This window comes from Actinacidiphila sp. DG2A-62 (assembly GCF_035825295.1).
GTDB lineage: Bacteria > Actinomycetota > Actinomycetes > Streptomycetales > Streptomycetaceae > Actinacidiphila.
Genome location: NZ_JAYMGI010000002.1, coordinates 429,754 through 453,807, shown reverse-complemented (window position 1 = coordinate 453,807; position 24,054 = coordinate 429,754). Strand labels below are relative to the sequence as shown.

The 24,054-nt window shown below is 74.5% G+C and carries 19 protein-coding genes and 3 pseudogenes; 12 read left to right on the top strand and 10 right to left on the bottom strand.

Annotated features, from left to right (window positions below; all coding sequences use genetic code 11):
• Window positions 1–76: 76 nt before the first annotated feature.
• The 4 genes from VSR01_RS02440 to VSR01_RS02425 all read right to left on the bottom strand — a co-directional run bounded on the left by VSR01_RS02440 (window position 77) and on the right by VSR01_RS02425 (window position 2,695).
• On the bottom strand, window positions 77–286 hold the full coding sequence (locus VSR01_RS02440) for a hypothetical protein (RefSeq protein WP_326447638.1): 210 nt from the start codon (window positions 284–286) through the stop codon (window positions 77–79).
• A gap of 861 nt (window positions 287–1,147) precedes the next feature.
• Window positions 1,148–1,318, bottom strand: coding sequence for a hydrophobic protein (locus tag VSR01_RS02435; protein ID WP_326447637.1), 171 nt, complete (start codon window positions 1,316–1,318; stop codon window positions 1,148–1,150).
• A 394-nt stretch (window positions 1,319–1,712) separates the two neighbouring features.
• Window positions 1,713–2,204 carry a hypothetical protein gene (locus VSR01_RS02430; protein WP_326447636.1) on the bottom strand — a complete coding sequence of 164 codons (492 nt, stop codon included), beginning with the start codon at window positions 2,202–2,204 and terminating at the stop codon, window positions 1,713–1,715.
• Window positions 2,205–2,317: 113 nt separating this feature from the next.
• Window positions 2,318–2,695 carry a MerR family transcriptional regulator gene (locus VSR01_RS02425; protein ID WP_326447635.1) on the bottom strand — a complete coding sequence of 126 codons (378 nt, stop codon included), beginning with the start codon at window positions 2,693–2,695 and terminating at the stop codon, window positions 2,318–2,320.
• A 142-nt stretch (window positions 2,696–2,837) separates the two neighbouring features.
• On the opposite strand from VSR01_RS02425, the gene VSR01_RS02420 reads away from it, so the two are divergent.
• The 6 genes and pseudogenes from VSR01_RS02420 to VSR01_RS02395 all read left to right on the top strand — a co-directional run bounded on the left by VSR01_RS02420 (window position 2,838) and on the right by VSR01_RS02395 (window position 8,663).
• Window positions 2,838–3,566, top strand: a complete 729-nt coding sequence (locus VSR01_RS02420) for an SDR family oxidoreductase (RefSeq protein ID WP_326447634.1) — start codon at window positions 2,838–2,840, stop codon at window positions 3,564–3,566.
• 375 nt (window positions 3,567–3,941) lie between these two features.
• Window positions 3,942–5,156 (top strand): annotated as a pseudogene (locus VSR01_RS02415) (S53 family peptidase); the annotation flags it as partial.
• A gap of 30 nt (window positions 5,157–5,186) precedes the next feature.
• Window positions 5,187–5,564 (top strand): ricin-type beta-trefoil lectin domain protein, encoded by a 378-nt coding sequence (locus VSR01_RS02410; RefSeq protein ID WP_326453458.1) that lies wholly within the window; start codon window positions 5,187–5,189, stop codon window positions 5,562–5,564.
• A gap of 470 nt (window positions 5,565–6,034) precedes the next feature.
• Window positions 6,035–6,244: a ferredoxin gene (locus tag VSR01_RS02405; RefSeq protein ID WP_326447633.1), complete on the top strand. Its 210-nt coding sequence runs from the start codon at window positions 6,035–6,037 to the stop codon at window positions 6,242–6,244.
• Complete coding sequence (locus VSR01_RS02400) at window positions 6,241–7,473, top strand: cytochrome P450 (protein WP_326447632.1); 1,233 nt, start codon at window positions 6,241–6,243, stop codon at window positions 7,471–7,473. The genes VSR01_RS02405 and VSR01_RS02400 overlap by 4 nt, the downstream gene beginning before the upstream one ends.
• The gene (locus tag VSR01_RS02395) at window positions 7,467–8,663 is read left to right on the top strand and encodes an NAD(P)/FAD-dependent oxidoreductase (RefSeq protein ID WP_442785631.1); all 1,197 of its coding nucleotides are present in this window, start codon (window positions 7,467–7,469) and stop codon (window positions 8,661–8,663) included. Before VSR01_RS02400 ends, VSR01_RS02395 begins: the two co-directional genes overlap by 7 nt.
• Before the next feature lie 109 nt (window positions 8,664–8,772).
• Here the strand turns inward: VSR01_RS02395 and VSR01_RS02390 are convergent, their stop codons facing one another.
• A complete protein-coding gene (locus tag VSR01_RS02390) occupies window positions 8,773–9,537 on the bottom strand; it encodes a DNA-binding response regulator (RefSeq protein WP_442785630.1) in 765 nt (254 codons plus the stop codon).
• Between the two features lie 6 nt (window positions 9,538–9,543).
• Between VSR01_RS02390 and VSR01_RS02385 the strand changes: the two genes are divergently transcribed.
• Window positions 9,544–10,389 (top strand): aldo/keto reductase, encoded by an 846-nt coding sequence (locus VSR01_RS02385; RefSeq protein ID WP_326447630.1) that lies wholly within the window; start codon window positions 9,544–9,546, stop codon window positions 10,387–10,389.
• A gap of 337 nt (window positions 10,390–10,726) precedes the next feature.
• Here VSR01_RS02385 and VSR01_RS02380 read toward each other — a convergent pair whose 3' ends face one another.
• The gene (locus tag VSR01_RS02380; protein WP_326447629.1) at window positions 10,727–11,824 is read right to left on the bottom strand and encodes an FAD-dependent monooxygenase; all 1,098 of its coding nucleotides are present in this window, start codon (window positions 11,822–11,824) and stop codon (window positions 10,727–10,729) included.
• Window positions 11,825–11,966: 142 nt separating this feature from the next.
• Between VSR01_RS02380 and VSR01_RS02375 the strand changes: the two genes are divergently transcribed.
• A complete protein-coding gene (locus VSR01_RS02375; protein ID WP_326447628.1) occupies window positions 11,967–12,950 on the top strand; it encodes a LysR family transcriptional regulator in 984 nt (327 codons plus the stop codon).
• Between the two features lie 42 nt (window positions 12,951–12,992).
• On the opposite strand, the pseudogene VSR01_RS02370 reads toward VSR01_RS02375, so the two are convergent.
• The 3 genes and pseudogenes from VSR01_RS02370 to VSR01_RS02360 form a co-directional block, all read right to left on the bottom strand.
• Window positions 12,993–14,458 (bottom strand): annotated as a pseudogene (locus VSR01_RS02370) (MFS transporter).
• Between the two features lie 315 nt (window positions 14,459–14,773).
• On the bottom strand, window positions 14,774–17,605 hold the full coding sequence (locus VSR01_RS02365; RefSeq protein ID WP_326447627.1) for an NPCBM/NEW2 domain-containing protein: 2,832 nt from the start codon (window positions 17,603–17,605) through the stop codon (window positions 14,774–14,776).
• A 127-nt stretch (window positions 17,606–17,732) separates the two neighbouring features.
• Entirely contained in the window at window positions 17,733–18,020 is a 288-nt protein-coding gene (locus tag VSR01_RS02360; protein WP_326447626.1) for a hypothetical protein, read from the bottom strand.
• A gap of 147 nt (window positions 18,021–18,167) precedes the next feature.
• Here VSR01_RS02360 and VSR01_RS02355 point away from each other — a divergent pair, with 147 nt between their 5' ends.
• The 4 genes from VSR01_RS02355 (at window position 18,168) to VSR01_RS02340 (ending at window position 22,240) form a co-directional block, all read left to right on the top strand.
• Complete coding sequence (locus tag VSR01_RS02355) at window positions 18,168–19,712, top strand: glycoside hydrolase family 97 protein (RefSeq protein WP_326447625.1); 1,545 nt, start codon at window positions 18,168–18,170, stop codon at window positions 19,710–19,712.
• Window positions 19,709–20,452, top strand: coding sequence for an NPCBM/NEW2 domain-containing protein (locus tag VSR01_RS02350; protein ID WP_326447624.1), 744 nt, complete (start codon window positions 19,709–19,711; stop codon window positions 20,450–20,452). Before VSR01_RS02355 ends, VSR01_RS02350 begins: the two co-directional genes overlap by 4 nt.
• A 183-nt stretch (window positions 20,453–20,635) precedes the next feature.
• On the top strand, window positions 20,636–21,574 hold the full coding sequence (locus VSR01_RS02345) for a quinone oxidoreductase family protein (protein WP_326447623.1): 939 nt from the start codon (window positions 20,636–20,638) through the stop codon (window positions 21,572–21,574).
• Window positions 21,575–21,610: 36 nt separating this feature from the next.
• A complete protein-coding gene (locus VSR01_RS02340) occupies window positions 21,611–22,240 on the top strand; it encodes a TetR/AcrR family transcriptional regulator (protein WP_326447622.1) in 630 nt (209 codons plus the stop codon).
• Between the two features lie 786 nt (window positions 22,241–23,026).
• Here VSR01_RS02340 and VSR01_RS02335 read toward each other — a convergent pair.
• A pseudogene (locus tag VSR01_RS02335) lies at window positions 23,027–23,876 on the bottom strand (transposase).
• Between the last annotated feature and the right edge of the window lie 178 nt (window positions 23,877–24,054).

Genomic DNA, 24,054 nt, shown 5'->3' with positions numbered 1-24,054 from the left:
CGGGTGGGAGGCGGACGGCTCGGGTCGGTAGCGCGGGCCAGCGCCGGCCGAAGCGGCCCCGGGGGGTGGGAGGGCGTCAGGAGTGGCGGCCCGTGCCGCGTGGATACGCGGCGGCGAGCGCGGCGGGCAACAGCACGCAGAGCACCGAGAGCAGCCACCAGCGGGTGGCGTCCTCGGAGCGGGCATCGCCGAACGGAGGCACGACGGGCGCTGCCCCGACGAAGGACGCGCCCGCGGGCGGACCGGGCGCCGCGGCGGCGGGCGCCGTCACGTCGGGCGCCGTCATGTCGGGCGGTGACGCGCCGGGCCCACGGGCCGCCGGCACGCCCGCGGCGGCTTTCGAGGACGCGGCGCCGGAACCCGGGGCGCGACCGGGCGGCGCAGCCGTCGTCGCACCGGCCGGTGCGGAGGAGGGGGCGCCGGGTGCGGCCGGTCCCGAGGCCGGCGGCCGCGCGGTGGGGCCGGTCGGTGAGACGGGCGGCGGCGTCGCGGGCCGCGAGGACGCCGGGGGAGGAGCGGTCGGCGGGGAGGCCGGGGGCGAGGGCGGAGTGGCCGGCGGAGAGGAGGGCGGGGCGGAAGACGGCGGCGGAGAGGCGCCCGCCCCTCCGGGACACGCGGCGCCCACCCGCACCACCAACCCGCCGTGCCCGGAGCCGCCGTGGCCCAGGAGGGCGACGGACGTGACCGTGTGCCCGTCGCCCGCGCACATCACGACCAGGACGCCGCACCGCCCGCCGCCGCTCGTCGACGCGGCCGAGGCGCTCGGCGCGGGGCCGGCTCTCCCGCCCTCGGGCCCCGTCAGGCAGCCGACCACCACGACGATCCCGGCGCTGTGCGCCCCGCCGCGGGACACGGTCGCCGCGCCGGCGTGCGCCGCGGGGCCGAGGCACGAGACCGTGCCGGCAACCGCGGCGGCGACCATGGCGACGGCCGACACGGCCGCGATCCGACGCCCCCCACCCCTCGTCACGGTCCTTACGGTAAACGGGTGAGCGGGCATGTGTCAGGCGAACAGGACAGATGCCTACAAGACAGATGAAAAGCTCATCGCATCATCGGAGGTATCGACTCCGGGAAACGTCGAGGAGACCGGACTCCCGAAAGAGCCCGGTCTCCGATGGGGTGTGCCGCGAGCGGCGGCACGGCGCTACCAGCGATACCAGCGGCCGCGTCCACCCCCCGAACTGGTGCCCCGGACCACGAATCCGAGCAGCCAGACGACCAGCACCACGACAGCGACCCACCACAGGATCTTCAGTGCGAAGCCGGCGCCGAACAGAATCAGCGCGAGAAGCAGAACAAGAAGCAACGGTCCCATGTTTACCAACCTCCACCGGGCCGTTTGCCCCGGACCCACGACCTCACGCGTGTGAATGTTCGACGATGTCGCATCCGTGGGCGCGGGGTTCGCGGAGGGCGTGGCGCACATGCGCGGCCTGCCGGTCCCGGACGTTCGGGGGTGAAGCGCCCGGGACCGGCGGCGACATGTCCGGCAGGGGGAAAGCCGGACGAGACGGGCCCTGAATGCTGGGGGGCGAGGGCCCGTGACAGCCGCCTGCCCCCGATCGCGCGCACCTAACACCCGGATCCGCGATGCCGCTTCTTCTTCCGGTCTTGTTCCTGTCTTCTTCCGGCCGTCCGGTCTTCTTCCGGCCGTCCGGCTCCACGCGGCCCTTCGACGGCTCCCCGCCCCCGGCCGGTCCGGCCACCGCTCACGCCACCGGCGGCGGTCCCGACCTGCCCGTGGCACCGGACGCGCCGGACGCACCCCCCGAGGCACCCGCCGAAGTGCCCCCGGAGGGGACGGCGGAGAAGGCGACGCCGGTGACCTGGCACAGGGGAGTGGTCGAAGCGGCGACGGCCGGGCCGGTCGCGTCGGTCTCGGTCGCGTCGGCCGGGGCGAGCGGTCCGAGGACGACGGTCGTGGTGCCCAGGGTCCGACCGGCGGCGCCGAGGAACGCGACCCGCACGGTGTAATCGCCGCCCGCGGTACCGCCGTTGACCGCCCGCAGCCGGGCGACCGCGCGTCCGCCGGTGACCGTGCACCCGGTCAGGTGCACGTCCCGCGCGGCGGTCCGGTGCGCCGGCGGACGCCCGGCGTGGTGCCCGCCGAAGCCGTAGAGCCCGGTGAAAGCGTCGACGATCACGGCCGCGCCCGTGATCAGGACGGCGGCGGCCGCCCAGCGTCCCCGGCTGCCCGCCACGCAGGCTCTCCTCCCCCTCGGCCGGCCCCGCCCGGCCGGTCCCTCACCGGTCACCGTACCCCGCGCCTACGGGTGCGTGTCCGCGACGGCCGGTCGGTGAGGCTGCTCCGCGCCTACGGGTGCGTGTCCGAGACCGCGATGACCTCGTCGAGGCGGTCCAGGGCGGCCTGCAGGTCGTCGACCTTGGCCTGGATGCGGGCGCGCTCGGCGCGCAGCATGGCCCGCTGCTCCGCGTCGGTGTGCCCGGAGTCCCAGCACGGGAGGAGTTCCGCGATCCTCCGGCTGGACAGGCCGGCGGCGTACATCTGCTGGAAGAAGCGCACCAGGGTGATGGCGTCCTCCCGGTACAGGCGCTGGCCGGAGGGGCTGCGCTCCGCGGTGAGCAGCCCCTGCTGCTCGTAGTAGCGCACCGCGCGCACCGAGACGCCCGCGCCCCGCGCCACCTCGCCGATGCGCATCAGCCGCCGGGTCGCGGGCTCCGTGACGGGCATGGTGACTCCTCTCGCTGCGGCGCGCTCCGGGGCCGGCCCGGTCCCGCGCCGACCCTGCATCCAGCCTCGGACCGGCCCTGCCTCCGGTCCCGGGGATCAGCGCTTGCCTCTGACGCCGACGTCAGGTTCTAGCGTACCGGGCATGGACATCGACACCTCAGTCGCCCTGGTCACCGGGGCCAACCGCGGCCTGGGCCGCGCCTTCGCCCAGCGTCTGCTCGAACGGGGCGCCCGCAAGGTCTACGCCACCGCACGCCGGCCGGAGACCGTGGATCTGCCGGGGGCCGTGGTGCTGCCCCTGGACATCACCGACCCCGCGTCGGTGCGGGCCGCCGCCGAGGCCGCCCCCGACGTCTCGCTGCTGGTCAACAACGCGGGGATCCAGACCGGGACCGACCTGGTGACCGGTTCGCTGGACGACGTACGCCGCGAACTGGAGACCAACGTGTTCGGCCACCTGGCGATGATCCGCGAGTTCGCACCCGCGCTCGCCAGGAACGGCGGGGGAGCGATCGTGAACGTCCTGTCCGCCATGTCGTGGTTCGGGGGCAGGGGCGCGGGCGCGTACCACCTGACCAAGGCCGCCGCGTGGGCCGTGACCAACGGCGTCCGCCTGGAACTGGCCGAGCGGGGCACGCTGGTGACGGCGGTGCACCTGGGCCTGGCCGACACCGACATGGCCGCGGGCTGGCCGGTGGCCAAGATCGCGCCGTCGGACCTGGCCGACGCGGCGCTCGACGGGGTCGAGGCGGGCTCCGCCGAGGTCCTCGCCGACCAGTGGAGCCGGGACGTCAAGGCGCGGCTGCCGCTGGCGCCGGAGGAGTTCAACGCGGCGATGGACCGCGCCCTGGCCGCGCTGACGGCGTCCTGAGCGGCCTCCACCTCCACCTCCGCCTCCGCCGACGCGGCCGACGCCGGGCTCCTCGCCGGCGCCGGCCGCGTGGAGGCGCACGGCGACACCGAACCTCGCCGCCTCCCCGCCGCCCCCGCACCGCGACCCCCGCCCACGGCCGCGGCAAGTCCAGACCATTGACGCGTTCATGCCTAGTCACTACCTTCGGTAAGCGCTCTCCGTAAGGCACGGCCATCCCCGCCCCATTCCGAGCGGCCGGCCCCGGTGGCGGTTCCGACCAGGTCAGGCTTGTCACGGTCTGGGCGCCGAGCCGCTTTGGCAACGTTGTCGGGCGATCGTCGCCGGACCGCCGCGCCGCCGGGACAGGTCGTGCGGATCACCCCCCACCGCCTCATACGAGCAGGTGAATCCGTGAAACGTATCGTCCAGTGGGTGCTGACGCTGACCGCCGCGACGGGCATCGCCGTGGCGTCGCCGGTCGTCGCGCAGGCCTCCGCCCCCGCCCCGGCCGGCTCGTCCGGCCAGGTGACCACGTCCCACGCGTGTTCCGAGCCGCTGCGCCCGGGCGCCCCGGTCTGTTACGCGCTGGTGCGCACCGACCTGCACGCGGTGCACGCCGACGCGCTGCGGCCCGACGCCACGCCCTCGGGCTACGGGCCCTCCGACCTGCAGCGCGCGTACAACCTCAGCTCCGCCGCCGCCTCCAACGGCGGCAGCGCGACGGTCGCGGTGACCGAGCTGGCCGACGACCCCAACCTGGAGTCGGACCTGGCCACGTACCGCGCCCAGTACGGGCTTCCGGCGTGCACCACCGCCAACGGCTGCTTCCGCAAGGTCAACCAGAGCGGCCAGCAGGGCAACTACCCTCCGGGTGACACCGGTTGGGGAACCGAGGCGTCCCTCGACGTCGACATGGTCTCGGCCATCTGCCCCAAGTGCCACATCGTCGTGGTCGAGGCCGGCGACCTGTCCGCCGCGCAGAACACCGCGGTCTCGCTCGGCGCCCACTTCATCTCCAACAGCTGGGGCACCGGCGACGGTTCGGGCGACGCGGGCGCCGACGCCGACTTCAACCACGCCGGCGTGGTGGATGTCGCCAGCTCCGGCGACGGCGGCTACGGCGTGAGCTTCCCGGCCACCTCGCAGTACGTGGTGGCGGCCGGCGGCACCACCCTGCGGCAGGACTCCTCGGCACGCGGCTGGTCGGAGACGGTGTGGTCCGGCTCCGGCTCCGGCTGCTCCTCGTGGGAGGCCAAGCCGTCCTGGCAGAAGGACACCGGCTGCGGCAGCCACCGCACCGTCGCCGATGTCGCCGCGGTCGCCGACCCGGCCACCGGGGTCGCGGTCTACGACACCTATGGGCAGGGCGGCTGGTTCGTGGTCGGCGGCACCAGCGCCTCCTCGCCGATCATCGCCTCGGTCTACGCGCTGGCCGGCGCACCGTCCACGGCCGCCGCGTCGGTGCTGTACGCGCACTCCTCCTCGCTCTACGACGTGACCTCCGGCTCGAACGGCTCGTGCAGCCCGTCCTACCTGTGCAACGGCGCGGCCGGCGACGACGGCCCCACCGGCCTCGGCGCGCCGAACGGCCTCGCCGCGTTCAACGGCAGCGGCGCCGGCGCCTCGCGCACCGGCCCGATCACCTCGGGCGTGTCCTCCTCGCTCTGCCTGGACGACCGCTCCGGCAGCACCGACAACTTCAACCCGGTGCAGATCTGGGGCTGCAACGGCACCGCCGCCCAGCAGTGGACCGTGACGTCCAGCAACACCCTGCAGGCGCTGGGCAAGTGCCTGGACGTCAACAACAGCGGGACCGCCGACGGCACGACCGTCGACCTCTACGACTGCAACGGCACCGGCGCGCAGGTCTTCCAGCCGCGCTCCGACGGCTCGCTGTACAACCCCAACTCCGGCAAGTGCCTCGACGACCCGAACAGCACCACCACGGCGGGCACCCAGCTGCAGATCTGGGACTGCAACGGCACCAACGCCCAGCGCTGGGGCCTGCCGTCCTGACCTGAGAGCCCGCACGTCGCACGTCGCACGTCGCACGTCGCACGTCCCGCACCGCACACCGCTACACCGCGCGCGCCCGCGTGCCCGGACCTCCCGCGGGGATGGCCGTCCGGGTCGCGGGCGCCCGCGCGTCCGCGCCGGGCGGCCACCGGGCGGGCGGCCCGCGCCGCGCCCGCGCCGGGTATCCGCCCCCGCGCCCGCGCCGCGCGCCGGCTCGCGCCCCGCCGTCTCGGCCATGTTCGCCGCGCCTCGCCGTACCGCCGCGCCCGCGCCCACCAGCGGCTACGCGACGGCGCCCGCGCGGCCGGCGGCAAGGGGCTGGAGAGGGGGCGGGGCACCGTGGCCGGAAAGGTGGTCTTTACATCCATCCCGCGCGGCTCAGTGCGTTCCGCAGCAGTAGCGTTGCGTACGGTTACTTACCTCGGGCAAGTAATCCCACCGTCCATCCCGCCCCCCAGGGAGGAACCGCCATGCGGATCACCGTGGACACGGACAAGTGCTGCGGCGCAGGACAGTGCGTCCTGGCCGCCCCCGACGTCTTCGACCAGCGCGAGGAGGACGGCATCGTCGTCCTGCTCACCGAACACCCCGCGCAGGAGCTGCGCGCCGACGTCGAGACCGCGGCGCAGGTCTGCCCGGCCGGCGCGATCGTCCTGGAGCTGGAGGAGGCCCGCTCATGACCGCCCCCGCCCACGAGGCCCTCGCGCCGTACGCCGCCGCCCGCGCCGCCGGCTGCCCGTTCGACCCGCCGCCCGCGCACCGCGACCTGCTGCCCGCCGACGACCGCCCGGCCGCGCCGCCCACGCGCGTGTCGCTGTGGAACGGCAACGCCGCCTGGCTGGTCGCCCGGCACGCCGACCAGGTCGCCCTGCTGCGCGACGAGCGGATCAGCGCCGACAACCGCCGCCCCAACTACCCCGCGGTCAGCGAGGGCAGCCACGCCACCCGGCTGCACAACCGCACCTTCATCACCATGGACGAGCCGGAGCACAACGAGCACCGGCTGCGCTTCACCGGCGAGTTCACCGTGCGCAGGATCGAATCGCTGCGGCCGCGCGTCGGCGCGCTCGTGGACGGGCTGCTGGACGCGATGGAGGCGGCCGGGCCGCCGGCCGACCTGGTGTCGGCCTTCGCGCTGCCGCTGCCCTCGCTCGTCATCTGCGAGCTGCTCGGCGTCCCCTACGGCGACCACGACTTCTTCCAGGACCGCAGCCGGGTGCTGATCGACATGCGCAGCACCCCGCAGGAGGCGCTCAGCGCCTCGCAGGACCTGGTCGACTACCTCTCCGACCTGATCGCCGCCAAGGCCGAGAACCCCGCGGACGACCTGCTGCGCCGGCTCGCCGTCGACTACCTCGGCACCGGCCTGGCCACCCGTGAGGAGTGCGCCAAGGAGGCCCGGCTGCTGCTCATCGCCGGCCACGAGACCACCGCGAACATGATCGCGCTCGGCACCTGCGCGCTGCTCCAGCACCCCGACCAGCTCGCCGCCGTGCGCGACGGCGACGACAAGCGGGTGGCCGGCGCGGTCGAGGAACTGCTGCGCTACCTCACCATCGTCCACCTCGGGCGGCGCCGCACCGCGCTCGCCGACATCGAGGTCGGCGGCGTGCTGATCCGCGAGGGCGAGGGGGTGATCCTCGCCAACGACCTCGCCAACCGCGACCCCGAGGTCTTCCCCGACCCCGACCGGCTCGACGTCGACCGGGCCGCGCGCCGCCACCTGGCCTTCGGCTCCGGCCCGCACCAGTGCCTCGGCCAGAACCTGGCCCGGCTGGAACTGCGGCTGGCCTACCCGGCGCTGCTGCGCCGCTTCCCCGGCCTGCGGCTGGACCGGGAGCTGGCCGAGATCCCGTTCCGCGACGAGATGCTGATCTACGGCGTGCACGAGCTGCCGGTCGCCTGGTGACGGCCGCGCTCCCGGCACGGGTCGCGGTGGTCGGAGCGTCCGCAGCCGGCCTGGCCTGCGCCGAGGGCCTGCGACGGCAGGGCTTCGACGGCCGGATCACGCTGATCGGCGACGAGGCGGAGCCGCCGTACGACCGGCCGCCGCTGTCCAAGCAACTGCTCTCCGGGACCTGGGCGGCCGAGCGGCTGCGGCTGCGCGACGCCGACGCGCTGGACGCGCTCGGTCTGGACCTGCGGCTCGGCCGCCGGGCGGTGGGCCTGGACCCGCGGCGGCGCGAGGTGCTGCTCGACGGCGGCGAACGGGTCGGCTGCGACGCCGCGGTGGTCGCCACCGGGGTCAGGCCGCGGTGGCTGCCGGGGGCGCGGGGGGTGCGCGGCGTGCACGTGCTGCGCACCCTGGCCGACGCGGTCGCCCTGCGCGCGTCGCTGGCCGGCGGCGGCAGGCTGGTGGTGGCCGGCGGCGGCTTCGTCGGCGCGGAGGCCGCCGCCGTCGCCCGCGCGCTCGGCCGCGACACCACTGTGGTGACGGCCGCCGACGGGCTGCTGGCCGGCCCGCTCGGACCGCGCGTCGGCGCGCTGCTGACCGCCGTGCACCGCGAGCACGGCGTCCGCGTGGTGACCGGCGCCCGGGTCGAGGCGGTGCTCGCCCGGGACGGCCGGGCCACCGGCGTCCGGCTGGACGACGGCCGCCGGCTCGCCGCCGACACCGTGCTGCTCGGCGTCGGCAGCACCCCGAACGCCGAGTGGCTGGCCGGCAGCGGTGTGCCGGTCGCCGACGGGGTGCGCTGCGACGCCGCGCTGCGCGCCGCCCCCGGGGTGTGGGCGTGCGGCGACGTGGCGTCCTGGCCCGATCCGGACGGCGGCGGGCGGTTGCGCGTGGAACACCGCACCAACGCCTCCGAGCAGGGCCTGGCGGTGGCCCGCGGCCTGCTGGCCGGCGACGACCCGCCGCCGTTCCGCACAGTGCCCTACCTCTGGTCCGACCAGTACGGGCTGCGCGTGCAGGTGTACGGGCTGCCGCGCGGCGCCGACGCCTTCCGGGTGGTCGACGGCGATCCGGCCGAGCGCCGCTTCACCGCGCTGTTCGGACGCGGCGGCAGGGTGTGCGCCGCCGTGGGGATCGGCATGCCCCGAGCGCTGCGGGCCCTGCGCGCGCCGGTCGCCGAGCGCGCGCCGTGGCGCGGGCCCTGAGTACCGGGCCGCGAGTACCGGGCCGCGAGTCCCGGGCCGCGAGCACCGGGCCCTGAGCGCCCGGCCCCGGCCGGCCCGGGTCGTCGAACGGGACGGCCCGGGCCGCCGGTCAGTGCGGCAGCCCGAGTTCGCCCGCGCGCAGGCCGGCCTGGAACCGCGAGCCGGCCTCCAGCGCGGCCATCAGCTCCGCCACCCGCCGCCGGTAGGTGCGCAGCGAGACGCCGAGCCGGCGGGCCGCCGCCTCGTCGGTGAGACCGGAGGCGAGGGACTGCAGGATCGTGCGGCCGTCGCCGTCCAGGTGCGGGACGTCCTCGCGCAGATAGTCGTCGAACTCCCGCGAGGCGTCCCACACCGCGCTGAAGAGCGAGTGGACGCCGTGCACCAGGTCCTGGGACGTCGTGACGGTGTACTGGCGGCCCCCGGCGGTCTCCTGCCCGGCCAGGATCATCACCCGCCGGTCGATCAGGATGGTCTCGTACGGCAGCGGGGAGCTGCTGATCCGCACCTGCGCGCCCCGGCCGCGCACCTGCCGCAGATGCGCGCGGGTGCCCTCGTCGGCCAGCGCCACCGGGCTGAGCAGCTTGTGGACGGCGAATTCCGGCCCGCCGGTGCGCATCCGGCTCACCACCGACGCGCGGGCCTCCGGCTGGGACCACGTCGCCATGTCGCGGGCGGCGCACAGGAACTCCGTCCGCGCCGCCGCGAAGAGATGGCCGCCCCGCGTGACCAGCTCCTCGTCGCCGTGCAGGGTCATCACCTGCTCGTGCCGTACCTCGTCCCGTACCCGCCGGTCCCGCGTCTCGTCGCTGCGCACCCCTCCAGTCTGGCAGCAAACTGCCAGCTCCTCGCCGCGCGCGGCGGCCGCGCCGACGATGGACCCATGACCACTACTGACTTCTCCCTCGGCGGAGACCTGACCATCAACCGGCTCGGCTTCGGCGCCATGCGCCTCGCGGCGGCCGGCGGCTTCACCGGACCGGCCCGCGCGCCCGAGGAGGGCGTCGCGGTGCTGCGGCGCGCCGTCGAGCTGGGCGTGAACCACATCGACACCGCGGGCTTCTACAACCGGGGGGACGTACGGGCCAACGACCTGATCCGCACCGCGCTCGCCCCCTACCGCGACGGCCTGGTGATCGCCACGAAGGTCGGGCCGCTGATGGGCCCGGACGGCTGGCCGAGCGGCGAGGCGAAGCCCGAGCAGCTGCGCGGACTGGTCGAGGCCGACCTGCGGGCCCTCGGCCTCGACCGGCTCGACCTGGTCTACCTGCGGGTCGGCGGCACGGCGGAGCCCGGCGGCGTGTCCATCGCCGAACGGTTCGCGGCGCTGGACGAGCTGCGGTCCGAGGGACTGATCCGGCACCTTGGCGTCAGCCACGTGGACGCCGAGCAGTTCGCCGAGGCGCGGCGGATCGCGCCGGTCGCCGCGGTGCAGAACCGGTTCACCGGCGACGAGGAACTGCTCGCCGCGTGCGAGGCGGACGGCATCGCGTACGTGCCGTACTTCCCGCTCGGCGGCGGCCGTGAGCAGGTCAGGGCCGAGGCCCTGGCCAAGGTCGCCGCCCGGCACGGCGCCACCAGCGCACAGGTCGCGATCGCGGCGCTGCTCGCCTCCTCGCCCGTCGTGGTCACCATCCCCGGCACCGGATCGCTGGACCACCTGGAGGAGAACATCGCGGCGGCGGACCTCGTCCTGACCGAGGAGGATCTCGCGGAGCTGCGCGGCTGAAGCGGCGGCCACGCGCCTCCGGGCCACGGGGTCTCCGGGCCGCGCGCCCTCTGGTCACGGGGCCCGGGCCGGGACCCGTCTCCGCGAGGCGGAGACGGCGGCGGTGGGCGGCCGGCCGGCGGGCGTGGCCGCCCACCCGGGTACGGATCGGGCGCCCGCCGACACCGTGCGCTGCCGGAGGGTCACGTCTCCCCGGCGGGTCACGCCCCGCCCGGCGGTCTCATGGCGGAGACGCGCACGCCCGAGACGCGCACGCCCGAGACGCGCACGCCCGAGACGCGCACGGCCGGCCCGTGGGCGTCCCGGCCGGCTCGCGGTCCGCACCCGCCCGCCGGGTTCACGTCTGCGGCGCGGTGGTGAGCATCCAGTGGCTGAAGGCGGCGTAGCGCTCGGCGAACTCCGCGGCGTCCGCGGCCTTCTCCACGGCGGCGGAGTGCTCGCGGACCCGCACGAAGCGGGCGGCGCGCACGTCCTCGTAGCGGGCCAGGGCCGTCGCGGGGTCGCGCTCGGCGGACAGGGCCGAGCGCAGGACCCCGACGTCCTCGACGCCCAGGGTGCCGCCCGCCGCGATGTGCGGCGACAGGCCGTGCGCGGCGTCGCCGACGAGCGCCACCCGCCGGCCGGTCCAGCGCGACAGCTCGGGCACCAGCATGATCCGGTTCTCCAGGATCGCCTCCTCCGGCGTCGCGGCGATCATCTCCAGCAGCTCGTCGTGCCAGCCCGCCTCGGCCAGGTGACCGGCCCTGGCCAGCGCCCGGTCCCGCTTGGAGCCGTCCAGCCGCCCCGCGTCGAACTGGTTGACCATCCACATGGTCCGGCCCGGCGCGACCGGCGCGTAGCCGCCGCGGGTGCGTGCCGGCCCGACGGTGACCACGGTGCCCCTCGGGCGCTCCCGCCCGGCCGGCACGATCGCCCGCCAGGCGATGTGGCCCGCGTGCTCGACGGCGTCGCTGCCCGGCACGAGCGCGGCGCGCACCCGCGAGTACACGCCGTCCGCGCCGATCAGCAGGTCGGCGGGCAGGTCCGTGCCGTCGGCCAGGTGGACCACCACCTCGCGGTCCGTCTCGGTGAAGCCGGTGACACGGGCGTCCTGCCGGATGTTCCGCCGGCCGACCCGGTCGGCGAGAAGGTCGCTGAGCGCGGGCCGGGGCACCAGCAGGAACCGGTGGTCGTCCGCGTCGTAGCCCGCGGCCCGCAGCGGGCGGCCCGCCGGGTCGTAGAACCAGGTCTCGATCGGCGCGCCGAGGGCCCGCAGCCGCTCCCCGACGCCGATCCGGTCGAACTCGCGCAGCGCGTTCGGCCACAGCCCGATGCCCGCGCCCACCGCCCGCACCGCCGGCGCCTGCTCCAGCACCGTCACCTCGTGCCCGATCAGCCGCAGCGACGCCGCTGCCGTGAGTCCCACCAGTCCGCCGCCGGCGATGACCGTCCGCATGGCTGCCTCCTCGAAGTCCCGCTCCCCACCGGCCCGCGGTCCGGCCCGGTCCGGGCGCCGCCGGCGCCCGGACACCAGTCAACGAGCAGCCGCGCATAACATCAAATGCATGCTTCTGATGTAACTCATTACTCTGATGCATATGGATCTGAACCTGCTGACCGCGCTGGACGCCCTGCTCGACGAGGGCGGCGTCGGCGCCGCCGCCGACCGGCTGCACCTCTCGCAGCCCGCGATGAGCCGCACACTGAGCCGGATCAGGAAGGCGACCGGCGACCAGATCCTGGTCAGGTCGGGGCGCGAGATGCTGCCCACGCCGTACGCCGAGCAGATCCGCGAGGAGGTGCACCGCATCGTCACCCGCGCCCAGGCGGTGCTGACCCCCGCCGAGCGGGTCGACCCCGCCACGCTGGAGCGGACCTTCACCCTCCAGTGCAACGACGTGGTGGCCGCCGCGCTGCTGCCGCCGCTGGCCGCGGCGCTGACCGGCCGGGCCCCCGGCGTCTGCCTGCGGCTGCTCCCGGAGGCCGCCACGACCGCCGACGAACTGCGCCGCGGCCGGGTGGACCTGCAGATCGCGGACAAGGCGCCCGACCACGCCGACACCCGCTCCGCGACGCTCTTCGCCGACACCCTCGCCGCGGTCGGCCGCCGCGACCTCGCGGACGATCCCGGGCGCGACCCCGCGACCTGGCAGGGCCTGGCCGCCGCGCCGCACGTCGTGGTCACCCGCCGCGGACGCACCCGCGACCGGATCGACGACCTGCTGGAGGCGCGGGGCCTGCGCCGCCGCGTGGCGTTCACCGTGCCGACCCTCGCTCTGGCGCTGGGCGCGGTCGCGGCGCAGCCGCTGCTCACCGTTGTCCCCGCGACGCTCACCGCGCCGGTGCTGCCCGCGGACCTGCGCGCCTACCCGCTGCCCGGCGGGACCCCGGCCGTCCCGGCCGTCCTGGCCTGGCACGCCCGCCACGACCGCGACGCGGCGCACCGCTGGCTGCGCGGGCTGATCGCCGAGACCCTCGGCGCGCTCGTCGGCGCCGGGGCTCCGGCGGAGCCGGGCCCGCTGTCGGGGCCGGACCCGGAGCCCGAGGCGGAGAGGGGGCCGGAGCCGGCCGGGGAGCGCTGACGGCGGGGCTGCGGACGACACCCGGGCCGGGCGGCCCTCGGCTCAGTCCCGGCGCGGGCCCGCGGTCGGCGGCGCGCTCTCCGGAGGGGCCACGTCCGGAGGGGCCGCGTCCGGCGAGGCCGTGTCCCGCGACCCGGCGTCCTGCGGGTCACAGCCCTGCCGCGCCGCGTGCCTCCGCCCCGCGGCCGGCACGAGCGCGCCCGGCACCACCGCCAGGGTCGCGACCGCGGCCAGCGCGTAGAGACCGGCGGAGACGTACGCGGCCCGGTGCATGCCGACCAGGAAGGACGCGGGGTGCCCGGCGCTCCCGGCCAGCGCGCCGAGCGCGGCGATGCCGACCGCGCCGCCGGTCTGCCGGGCGGTGTTGTTGACCGCGGACGCCAGCCCGGCCCGCTCGCCCGGCACCGCGGACATCGCGGCGGCCACCACCGCGGGCGTGAGCAGGCCGAGCCCGACGCCCCACAGCAGCAGGGCCGGGAACAGCACACCGTAGGGGGAGTGGGCGTGCGTCAGGCCGAGCAGGGCCAGCCCGGCGCCGGAGACGAGCAGGCCGCGGGCCATCGGCAGGCGCGGGCCGAGCCGCGCGGTCAGCCGGCCGGCGAGCGGCGCGAGCACGCTCAGCGGCGCGAACAGCGGGAGCACCGCCGCTCCCGCGGCGAGCGCCGACCGGTGCTGCACGCTCTGGAGGAACAGCGTCAGCACGAACAGCGTCCCGAGGGTGCCCAGGTTCATCACGCCGGCCACCGCGTTGGCGGTGGTGAACACCGGCCCGCGCAGATACCGCAGCGGCAGCATCGGCTGCTCCCGCCGGTGCTCGGCGACCGCGAAGGCGGCGCTCGCCGCCACCGCGACGCCGATCGCCGCGCCGACCGCGGCGCCGGCACCGGAGCGCCCGGCCTCGATGAAGGCGTACGTCACCGCGAGCAGCGCCACCGCGCCCAGCAGCATGCCCGGCCAGTCCAGCCGGCGCCCGCGCGGCTCGGAGGTCTCCCGGACCAGCCGCGCGGCGGCGGGCAGCGCGACCGCGACCACCGGCACGTTCAGCAGGAACACCGCGCGCCAGCCCAGCCACTGCACCAGCGCGCCCCCGAGCAGCGGCCCCGCGGCCAGCGCCGCGCTGCCGATGCCGGCCCACAGCCCGATGGCCCGCGCCCGCTCGCGGTCGCCGGGGAAGGCGTGCGTGATCACCGCCAGGTGCCGGGCAGCAGCAGCGCCGCGCCCGCGCCCTGCACCGCGCGGAAGGCGGTCAGCGAGCCCGGCCCCGGCGCCAGGCCGCAGCCGAGCGAGGCCAGGCCGAACACCGCGAGGCCGCCGAGGACCACCCGCTTGTGCCCGTACAGGTCGCCGACCGTGCCCGCGCCGAGCATGCCCGCGGCCAGCACGACGGTGTACGCGTCCACGACCCACTGCAGGCCGCTGCCGCCCGTGCCGAGGCCGGAGGCGATGTGCGGCAGGGCGACGTTGACGATGGTCACGTCCAGCAGAACCAGGAAGTAGCCAACGCACATCACCAGCAGGACGAGCCGCCGCGAGCGGTCGCCGGCCGCGGCGTCCTTCGAGGTCGCGGCGTCCCATGAGGCCGCGGAGGCCGCGCCGTCCCCGCCGGCTGCCGCGGCGCTCGCGCCTGCGCCGGCCCCGCCCCGGCCGCGGCGCTCGCGCCGCCCGCCCGTCCCGTCTGTGCGCATCGCTGTCCGCCTGACCCGCGCGCGGGCGGTCGAAACACCCGCGACCCGCCTCGGGCCCGGAGCGCACGGGCGGGGTGGTCCGGCCGGACGCGCGACCGGACCACCCCGCCCGCGACGTCCGCCGGCCGGGGGCGGACGTCAGCCGGAGCAGACCAGCTTCGGCGTCGCCCAGTCGCCGTGGTCGTAGGCGTTGCCGTCGCCGGCGTCGCCCACCACCAGGTCCAGGGTCTGCACACCGGTCACGCCGGCGCTGATCTGCTGCGCCGCGTCATGGCCGCGCACCGTGCCGGTCGAGGCGAGCGTCGTGCCGTCGCCCAGGACGCTGAAGGTCATGGAGCCCTGGCCGCCCGCGTCGTCGTCGTTGCCCACCGTGGCGGTGAACGTCGAGCAGTTCCCGCCCAGGTAGATCGCCACGTCGCTGACCGCGTTGGTGCCCAGGCCCTTGGCGTAGACCGTGCCGTTGATCGTCAGCGGCGTCCCGTCGCCGGCGTTGGTGCCGCCGACCGACTGGTCCCGCTCGACCGGGCCCCAGCCGTTGGTCGAGGAGACGAACTCCAGGTCGCTGACGTCGTTCGTGCCCGACGGCGGCGGCGGGTTGGTCACCGCCACCCGGGCGCCCTGCCGCAGCACCCGCGCCACACCGCGCTGGGCGAAGGTGGCCGTGGCGGTGAGCGTCGGCTCGGAGGCCGCGTCGGTCGGCGCGGTCAGCTGCCACACGGCCGTCGCGCTCTGTCCCGGCCGCACCGAGCCGAACACCTGGGCCAGCGGGTCGAAGACGAAGCCGGCGGGCGCGCTGAGCGTGATGTTGACGCCCTCGGCGGGCGCGGCCTGCCGCGGCACCGACAGCGTGGTGGAGACGGTCAGCTGCTTGCCCCGCTGCACCGCGGCCGGCGCCGGGACGACGCTGAGGGACGCGGCGGGCGCGGCGTGCCGCACCGGGGTGAAGGAGAGGTTGTCGAACTGGTCGGTGCGGTACGAGGTCAGGCCGAGGCCGCCCTGTCCCGCGGAGTAGCTGCCGTCGCTGACGGTGCCGAGTTCGCGGCCGTCGAGCGAGGCGGTGATGGTCGGCCCGTCGAAGGACAGCGCGAGCCGGTGCCAGGTCCGGGTGCCGAGCGCGGTCGTGGCGGACCGCATCAGCACGGTGCGCTTGCCGTCCGCGTCGCTCTTGGTGATGTTCCAGGCGCCGGTGTCGGAGATCTGGAAGAAGTAGCCCTGCTGGTGCGACTGCGGGCGGTTCTGGGCGCCGGCCCGTCCGATCAGCTCCACCGTGCCGGGCTCGGCCAGTTCGGCGTCGGCCCGCAGCGTGTAGTCCGTCCACGTGGTGTCGCCGACCAGCGTGAACGCGTCGGAGTCGTCCTGCCACTCGATCGGCTTGACCGGCGCCATCTGCTGCAGGCACATCCCGCGCCGGCCGGCCGCGCAGCGCTGCGCCTCGAACGATCCCTGCATGTCGGAGACGAACGTCGCCTCCTGGCCGGCCCGGTAGCGGTCGAACGAGTCGCTGTAGGGCAGGGCGAGCGCGTGGGCGGCGGGCGGGGCGGCGGTGCCCTTGCCCTGTCCGGTGGTCGTGGTGACGGTGTAGACCCACCCGGGGTGCAGGGTCAGCGAGTACGTGCCGTCCGCCGAGGGCGTCACGTCCTGTCCGCGGACGAACGAGGTCGCGGGCGAGGGGGTGTCGACGTCGGTGGCCCAGACGTGGGCGGCGCCGGTGGACAGGCCGCCGCGGATCCGGACGTGGACGGTCTGGTCGGTGCTGGCCGTGGTGGTCTCCAGGACGGTGGAGTAGTCCTTGCCGTCGGGTGACTTGAGGCTGACGTAGCTGCCGTCGGCCTCGTCGCCGGCGATGTAGCCGGAGGCGGAGTCGATGAACGTCCAGCCGGGCTGCGTGAACTGGGTGACCTGCGCGGTGGCCCAGGTGCTGGCGCCCACCGTGTAGTTGCCCGACCAGGGGGAGTTCGCCGTGGCCAGGCCGACGGTGTCGTACGGCAGGTTCGGGTAGATCGCCGCCAGCAGCGGCCAGTTGAAGTAGGTGGTCATCTTGGCGTCGATGTAGCCGCGGGTGATGGCGCGGATCAGCGCCGGGGCGCCGGTGTTCATGTCCTGCGAGCCGTTCTCGCTGTCCCACAGCGGCTTTCCGCTGTCGCGCGCGGCCTGGGTGCTGGAGCAGGTGTCGGCACTGCCGCCGTCGCCGCCCTCGCAGCTGTAGTGGGTGCCGATGATCGACACCGCCTTGGCGAACGCGGGGTCCTTCGCCATGTCGTCGGCGACGTTCCAGCCGGTGTCGTCGGCGACCAGCTGGATGCCGCTGTAGCCATGGGAGTTCAGCGCCGCACGGAGCTTGACGTACCAGGCGTCGTCGTGGCCGCGCTCGTTCCAGCCGCCGAGGTAGCTGATCGGCAGGCCGTGCTGCTTGGCGCAGCCGAGCCAGGTGAGGAGGTAGTCGATGGTGTCGTCGGACCAGAAGCCGCCGTCGATCCAGCCGGGCGCGGCCCACGCCAGCCCGTAGAGCTTGATGTCCGGGTTGCGGGCCTTCGCCTGTTCGGCCAGCCAGAACTCGTAGCCGGCGTCGCAGTCGACGGCGCCGCGGGTGTGCTCGACCGAGGGTTCGGAGCCGTCGGTGGAGTTGGCGTCGCCGCCGATCTCCAGCTTCAGCAACTGCAGGTTCGCGCCGTAGCCGGGCTTGAAGAGGTAGTCGAGGATCTGGGACTGCTGCGCGGGCGGATAGTCCCTGAGAAGGCGGGAGTTGCCGCCGCCGCCGCTGATCGCGCCGATGCCGTCGAAGGTCCGGCCGCCCTTGGCGCCGTCGACCGTGATGGAGGTGTCGGGTGCGGCGTGGGCCGGTGCGCTGCCGACCGCCAGCAGGGCGGCGAGCAGCGCGAGGACCCACAGCGGGGCGAGCGCGGTGAGCCTTCTGACGAGGGCCGGTCTGCCGGCCGGGAGGAGGGTCTGTTGGGCCGTGAACTTGGGCATGAGTGGGCGCCCTTCGTCGCTCGGGAAGACGGCCGACAGTGTTCCGTCCTGTTTGATTTGCGGTCAACCTCTGTGTCAGAACTCTTGACTGGCCTCTGGAACAACGATGTCATGTGACGCGTTTCGTTCAGATGCGTTCGATGTTGTTGATCCGCTCGTGGGGGGACCGGCGCGGCGACCAGCCTCCGTAGTGAGCCGGACGCGAGGAGGCCGGCACGATGAGGCGAACGGCACCACGATGGCGGCGGGCCAGGCGGGCGGTGGTCGGCCTGGCCGTGGCGGCGCTGGCCGGCGCCGCCGCGCTCGCCGGCGGAGCGACGGCCCAGGCGGCCGGCGCGGTCGGCGCGGGCGGCGCGGTCGTCCGGTCCGGCGGTTCGGCGGGCGCGCACGACTCCGCGCACTCCTGGACGCTCACCGGCCCCACCCGGTCCGGACCGACCGCGCGCCTCGGCCTCGACGCCGCGGGCGACCTGCGGCTGGCCGTCGACCTCGGCGGCGCGCCCGTGCTGCTGCCCGGCAGGCTCGGCGTCCGCACCGACCGGCACGACCTGACCACCGGCCTGTGGCCTACCGCTATTTGCTGGACGGGATCGGCCAGGTGCCGGTCCGGCAGGAGGCGTCGACCTTCGAACTGCCCACCGACGCCGAGGCGTGGGTGCAGCCCTACGTCACCAGCTACGAGAACGAGCGCACCGAGACCACCGCGGGCGCCGCCAACGACGCGCAGCCGAAGACCTGCACCGGCGACACCTGCTCCTTCGGCTACCCGACGCTGTTCGACGTGGGCGGCTCGTACGTGCTGCTCACCGAGGCCGACGTGGACGGCCGCTACTCCGGCAGCCACCTGGAGCACCGCGACGGCAGCGGCGCCTACCAGGTCGCGCTCGCCGACGGCGCGCCGGTCACCGCGCCCGGCCCGCTCGCCACGCCGTGGCGCACCGCGATCGTCGGCAGCCTGGACACCGTGGTCGGCTCCACCCTGGTGGACGACCTCGCGCCGCCGTCGAAGGTCAAGGACACCTCGTGGATCCGGCCCGGCGTGGACGACTGGTCCTGGCTCAGCGACGGCGACAGCCCGGGGAACGCCGACCGGCAGCGCGACTTCGTGGACTACGCCGCCGCACACGGCCTGGAGTACACCCTGGTGGACGCCGGCTGGCAGGAGAGCTGGGTGCCGGCACTGGTCCGCTACGCACGGGCCAAGGGCGTGGACGTGCTGCTGTGGTTCGACTGGAACGATCTCAGGACCCAGGCGCAGCGCGACGCGTGGCTGCCCAAGGTCAAGGCGTGGGGCGTTGCGGGCGTCAAGGTCGACTACATGTACTCCGACAGCCAGTCGACCTTCCAGTGGTACGACGCGATCCTGAAGGACACCGCCCGGCTGAAGCTCATGGTCGACTTCCACGGCGCGACGATCCCGCGCGGGCTGCAGCGCACCTGGCCGCAGGTGATGAGCGTGGAGGGGGTGCGCGGCGAGGAGAACGGCCAGAACCCCACCCGCGACGTCTTCCTGGCCTTCACCCGCAACGTCGTCGGGTCGATGGACTACACCCCGACGTGGTTCTCCCGCCCCGGCCGGCAGGACACCCTGGCACGCGAACTCGCGCTGCCCGTCGTCTTCGAGTCCGGCTGGACCAGCCTCGGCGACCACCCCGAGGGCTTCGCCGCGCACCCGGTGGCCGAGCGCTACCTCGAACAGCTCCCCACTGTCTGGGACGAGACCCATCTGGTCTCCGGCGGCCCCGCGCGGCAGCCGGCCGGAGACCGCCAGGTGGTCATGGCCCGCCGCAGCGGCGACCGCTGGTTCGTCGGCGGCATCCTGGCCGGGACCGCCGACACGATGAGGGCACCGCTGGGCTTCCTCGGCCACGGCCGGTGGCTGCTGGAGACCGTCCAGGACAGCGGCGGCGACCTGGAGCGCACGGTGCGCACGGTCACCTCGCGCGACACCCTCGCCGTGGCCGCGGCCCACGACAGCGGCTTCGCCGCCATCGCCTGCCCCGCGGCCGAGGGCCGCACCGACTGCGACACGCCGGTGGTCACCGCGCCCGCGACCACCCTCGCGCTCACCCCGGCCACGGCGACCGCCGGCCCGGCGCCGGCGTGACGGTCGACGCGCGGTTCACCCTCCCGCAGGGCGCGCCGCTGCACCGCCTGCGCATGACGCTCGACCGCGGCCGGCTGCCCGCCGGCTGGACGGCCTCCGGCCGCGACGCCGTCACCGGCACGCTGCCGGCGGGCCGCGCGCTGACCGGCCACTGGACCGTGACGGTCGGCGAGGACCAGCCGGGCGGCGCCTTCGACGTGCCGGTCTGGGTCGAGTACGCCAACCCGGCCGGCGGCGACGCGCCGCCGGTGCACGTCGAGCAGGTCCTGCGGGTGAGCGTCCCGCTGCACGGCACGGTCCACGTCAGCGACCAGCCGTTCGTGGCGGAGTCCAACGGCTGGGGCCCGGTCGAGCGCGACCGCTCCAACGGCGAGACCGGCACGCACGACGGCGGCCCGCTGACCGTCGCGGGCACCGTCTACGCCAAGGGCCTGGGCGCCAACGCCGACTCCCGCGTGGACATCGACGTCCAGGGCGTCTGCACCCGCTTCGACGCGCAGGTGGGCGTGGACGACGAGGCCGGCGGGCAGGGCAGCGTCACCTTCACCGTCCTCGGCGACGGCCGGCAGCTCGCCGCGTCCGACGTCGTGCGCGGCGGCAGCCCCGCGGTCCCGCTCACCGCGGACCTCACCGGGGTCCACACGCTCAGCCTGGTCGTCGGCGACGGCGGAGACGGCAAGAACTTCGACCACGGCGACTGGGGCGACGCCCGACTGACCTGCGGGGGCGAGGTGGATTGATCACGAGCGTTGTTGACACTCGTGCGGCTTGATCACGGCGACCTCCCGTGCAGTGGAGCTGTCCAGGACTGCACCGCATGGAGGTCTTCGTGTCCCACGGTCATGCCCGGCTGACCGTGACGGGGAACTCACGCTACTATAATGTTCCAGTCCGGATCGGAACGTTATAGTGAGGGGTCGCACATGAAAGCGATGATCGTCGAGCCGTCCCGGGAACTCGCCCTGGCCGAGGTGCCGGAACCGGCGCCTGGCCCCGGGCAGGCCCTGGTCGAGGTCGAAGCAATCGGCGTCGGCTACGTGGACGTCATGGCACGGCGGGGCGACGACGCGCACTTTCCCGGCGTGGGCTCGGTGCTCGGCCTTGAGGTCGTCGGCCGTGTGAGGGCGGCTTCCGGCGTCGCCGAAGAACTCGTCGGCAAGCGAGTGCTGGCCCTGCCCGACTCCGGTGGCTACGCCGAGCGGGTAGCGGCCGACGCCGACCGGCTGCTTCCCGCGCCGGAAGGTGCCGACCCGGTCGAGGTGGTCGCCCTAGGCCTCAATGCGCTGGTCGCCGAGGGCGCGTTGCATCGAACCGGGCTGGCCGCCGGGGAACGGGTGCTCGTCCGCGGCGCGAGCGGCGGTATCGGCGTACTCGCCACCCAGATCGCGCACGCTCGCGGCGCCGAGATCACCGCGGTGACCTCCTCTCCCGAAAAGGCGGAACGCCTGCGGACGCTCGGCGCCGCTAAGGTCATCGACCGCACCCGCGCCGACCGTCCCGAGGACACGTATGACGTCGTGGTGGACACCGTGGCCGGCCCGCAGGTGGGCGAGTACCTGCAACTGCTGCGTCCCAACGGCCGTTACGTCCTGTGCGGAGGCGCCGGTGGAGTGCCGGGGAGCGAGGTGTTCGACCTGCTGCTCCGTGACTTCCACAGATCACCGACGCTGCTCGCGTTCAGTCTCATGTCGGTGGCCCCCGCAGGTCGCCGGCGGTCCTGGGACCGGGTGGTAGAGCTGTTCGCCGACGGCAGGCTCTCCGCCGTGCTCGACACGACCTTCCCGCTCACGCAGGCAGCCACCGCACTCCGGCGCGTGGAGAGCGGAACGTCGTTCGGTAAGGTCGTCCTGCTCCAGGGATAGCAGCGGTCCCTGCGAGGCAGCGGGCAGGAGAGTTCGATGGCACGCCAACGGGACGAGCGGATCGATCGCGCCGTGCTGGCCGCAGTGGCCGCGCTTCTGCGGGAGGTCGGATATCCGGCGCTGACCATGGAGGCCATCGCCCAGCGCGCTGGCACCACCAAGCCCGCCATCCGCCGCCGGTGGAGGAACCAGAAACACCTGGTGGTCGCGGCTCTGGCCGAGGAACGCACCGGGGTCGTGGAGATCGACACCGGGTGCACCTCCTGCGACCTCGTCGGCCATCTCGAGGCGCTCCGGGCCGCAATGGCCGACCCTGCCTTCGGTCATGTGCTCCCGGCGCTGACAGCGGACCTGGCGGACGATCCGGAACTGCGGGACGACTTCCTCGCCGTGGTCTGGCAGCCTCGCCGCGAGGCATGTGCCGTATCGCTGCGCAAGGGGGAGGCACGCGGCGACATTCGCGCCGGCCTCGACGTCGATCTGCTCCTGGACCTGTTCGTCGCGCCCGTCGTCTTCCGCGCCCTGTTCGGCCATCGAGAACTGGAGCAGTCCTTCGTCCGGGACGTTGTGAGCGCCGTGCTGTCCGGCGTGGGCGTGGGGGAGAACAGCCGCTGCGGGCACACCGGCTGGCCGACTGCGCCATCTCGGGGCACAGCCGGTCGCTGACGGTGACCCAGCCGTGCCCGCCCAGGGTGCTGCGGTAGCGCAGTCCCAGGGCCGCGGCGGACTCGTCGAGCACGTAGGCGTAGTCGTAGCCGTGATCCCCGTTGTGCCGCCCGGCGTCGAAACGCCCTGCCGCCGTACCGCCAGTTCCATCGCCGCTTTGTCATCGGCTGTCGCCGGCGCGGCGGCGGGCACAGCCGGCAGTTGCACGGTGGCCCACCATGTGCCCGACTGGTCCGACAGCTCCCCGACCTACAGGTTTCGTCCGAACACGACCAGTTGGGCCAGGCTCTTGGCTCGGAGGCGGCCGACGGTGCCGCGGTCCGTTTGAGTGGCAGGCCGAATCACGCCCCGTCGCAGCAGGCATGTTGAACGCCGACCGTTCACGGCCCGGCAGCCGGTTGGTCTTCGCCTCCAGTTGCCTGCGCACGAAATCCGGCACGAGAGGCGCAGCGTCGTCGGGCTCGCTGATCGAGCGGGTATCTGGGGCGGACGTCATGAGGGCTTCAGGAGCTGAGGGCGTCGGGGCGCGGTGCGCGCGGTTGGGAGGCACGCTGCCGGGAGGCGGACACATCCCCGCGAATGCGGGTACCAGCGGGAGGCCGACGATCATCCGCCAGGATTACTGGCAGCGCCTGCACACCCGCGCGTGGGAACCGGTCTGGCACCCGGGACCGCGGGGTCAGCAGCTGTCTCCTGTCCGGTGCGCAGGCCGCGACGTCACTGGAGGGTAAGTCACGTCCTGTGGCGTGGTGTGTCGACGGTCACTCCGTGATCTCTTCTTCGGCGCTATGCGGTGAGTTCGGTGGGTAGGACGGTCTCGTTGTTTTCTGACTCGTTCGGGTGGAGGCGGGTTTTGGCGAGCAGGTCGTGACTCATGTAGCGGCGGGCTTCGGTCCACTCGTTGTTGTGTTCGGCCAGGACGGTGCCGACCCGGGCGGATCAGGGTGGTGCGGTCGGGGAAGATCCCGACGACGCCGGTGCGGCGGCGGATCTCCTTGTTCAGCCGTTCCCGTGGGTTGTTCGACCAGATCTGCCGCCAGATATCGTGCGGGAACGCGGCGAAGGCGAGCGCAGGAAGGCCAACCAGCCGGCTCCGTCCTCGGCGGTGGCCACGTCGATGCCCAGGATTTCGCGGTGCCCGTCGGGGATGACACCGACCGCGACCAGCGCGTGCACGTTGATGATCCGGCCGCCTTCGCGGACCTTCTGCGTCAGGGCGTCGATCCAGACGAAGGTGTAGGGGCTGGTGTCCAGGGGTCGGTTGCGGAACGCGGCCACCTGCTCGTCCCGGTGCTTGGCCATGCCACTGACCTGGGACTTGGACAGCTGGGTGACGCCGAGGGACTCGGCGAGCTTTTCGACCCGGCGTGCGCTGACGCCCAAGAGATAGGCGGTGGCGATCACCGAGATGAGGGCTTGTTCAGCCCGGCGGCACGTTCCAGCAGCCAGACGGGGTACGGTGGTCGACCCTCTCGTCGCTGACCTGGCCGTACTCGGCATTGCAGACCGCGTCGGCATCGGCGGACATCGACGCGTCGGCGAACGTCTTGATCATCGCGCGCAGCAGATCGGGACTTGCCGAGGCCAGGTTCTCCTCGATCAGGGCGTGCAGGGGCGCACTGTCAGGTGCGGCCATCGTGCTGATCTTCTTCGAGGCTTGACACTTCGCAGATCAGCCTGTGGCCGTCTGTCTATTCGGGCACCCACCCCAACGCCAGGACAGACGGTGGGATCAGGCGGAACCCGCTACCGCACTTCCACGGACGCAACCTCCGGGGGAGGGGGCGAATCGGCGGGGGTGTCGTGCGGGTGTC

Bases quoted from the DNA above. Each gene is read 5' to 3' on its own strand.
- VSR01_RS02440 (WP_326447638.1), bottom strand. From the start codon at position 286: ATGACGGCGCCCGACGTGACGGCGCCCGCCGCCGCGGCGCCCGGTCCG.
- VSR01_RS02435 (WP_326447637.1), bottom strand. From the start codon at position 1,318: ATGGGACCGTTGCTTCTTGTTCTGCTTCTCGCGCTGATTCTGTTCGGC.
- VSR01_RS02425 (WP_326447635.1), bottom strand. From the start codon at position 2,695: ATGCCCGTCACGGAGCCCGCGACCCGGCGGCTGATGCGCATCGGCGAG.
- VSR01_RS02420 (WP_326447634.1), top strand. From the start codon at position 2,838: ATGGACATCGACACCTCAGTCGCCCTGGTCACCGGGGCCAACCGCGGC.
- VSR01_RS02405 (WP_326447633.1), top strand. From the start codon at position 6,035: ATGCGGATCACCGTGGACACGGACAAGTGCTGCGGCGCAGGACAGTGC.
- VSR01_RS02400 (WP_326447632.1), top strand. From the start codon at position 6,241: ATGACCGCCCCCGCCCACGAGGCCCTCGCGCCGTACGCCGCCGCCCGC.
- VSR01_RS02385 (WP_326447630.1), top strand. From the start codon at position 9,544: ATGACCACTACTGACTTCTCCCTCGGCGGAGACCTGACCATCAACCGG.
- VSR01_RS02380 (WP_326447629.1), bottom strand. From the start codon at position 11,824: ATGCGGACGGTCATCGCCGGCGGCGGACTGGTGGGACTCACGGCAGCG.
- VSR01_RS02375 (WP_326447628.1), top strand. From the start codon at position 11,967: ATGGATCTGAACCTGCTGACCGCGCTGGACGCCCTGCTCGACGAGGGC.
- VSR01_RS02365 (WP_326447627.1), bottom strand. From the start codon at position 17,605: ATGCCCAAGTTCACGGCCCAACAGACCCTCCTCCCGGCCGGCAGACCG.
- VSR01_RS02345 (WP_326447623.1), top strand. From the start codon at position 20,636: ATGAAAGCGATGATCGTCGAGCCGTCCCGGGAACTCGCCCTGGCCGAG.
- VSR01_RS02340 (WP_326447622.1), top strand. From the start codon at position 21,611: ATGGCACGCCAACGGGACGAGCGGATCGATCGCGCCGTGCTGGCCGCA.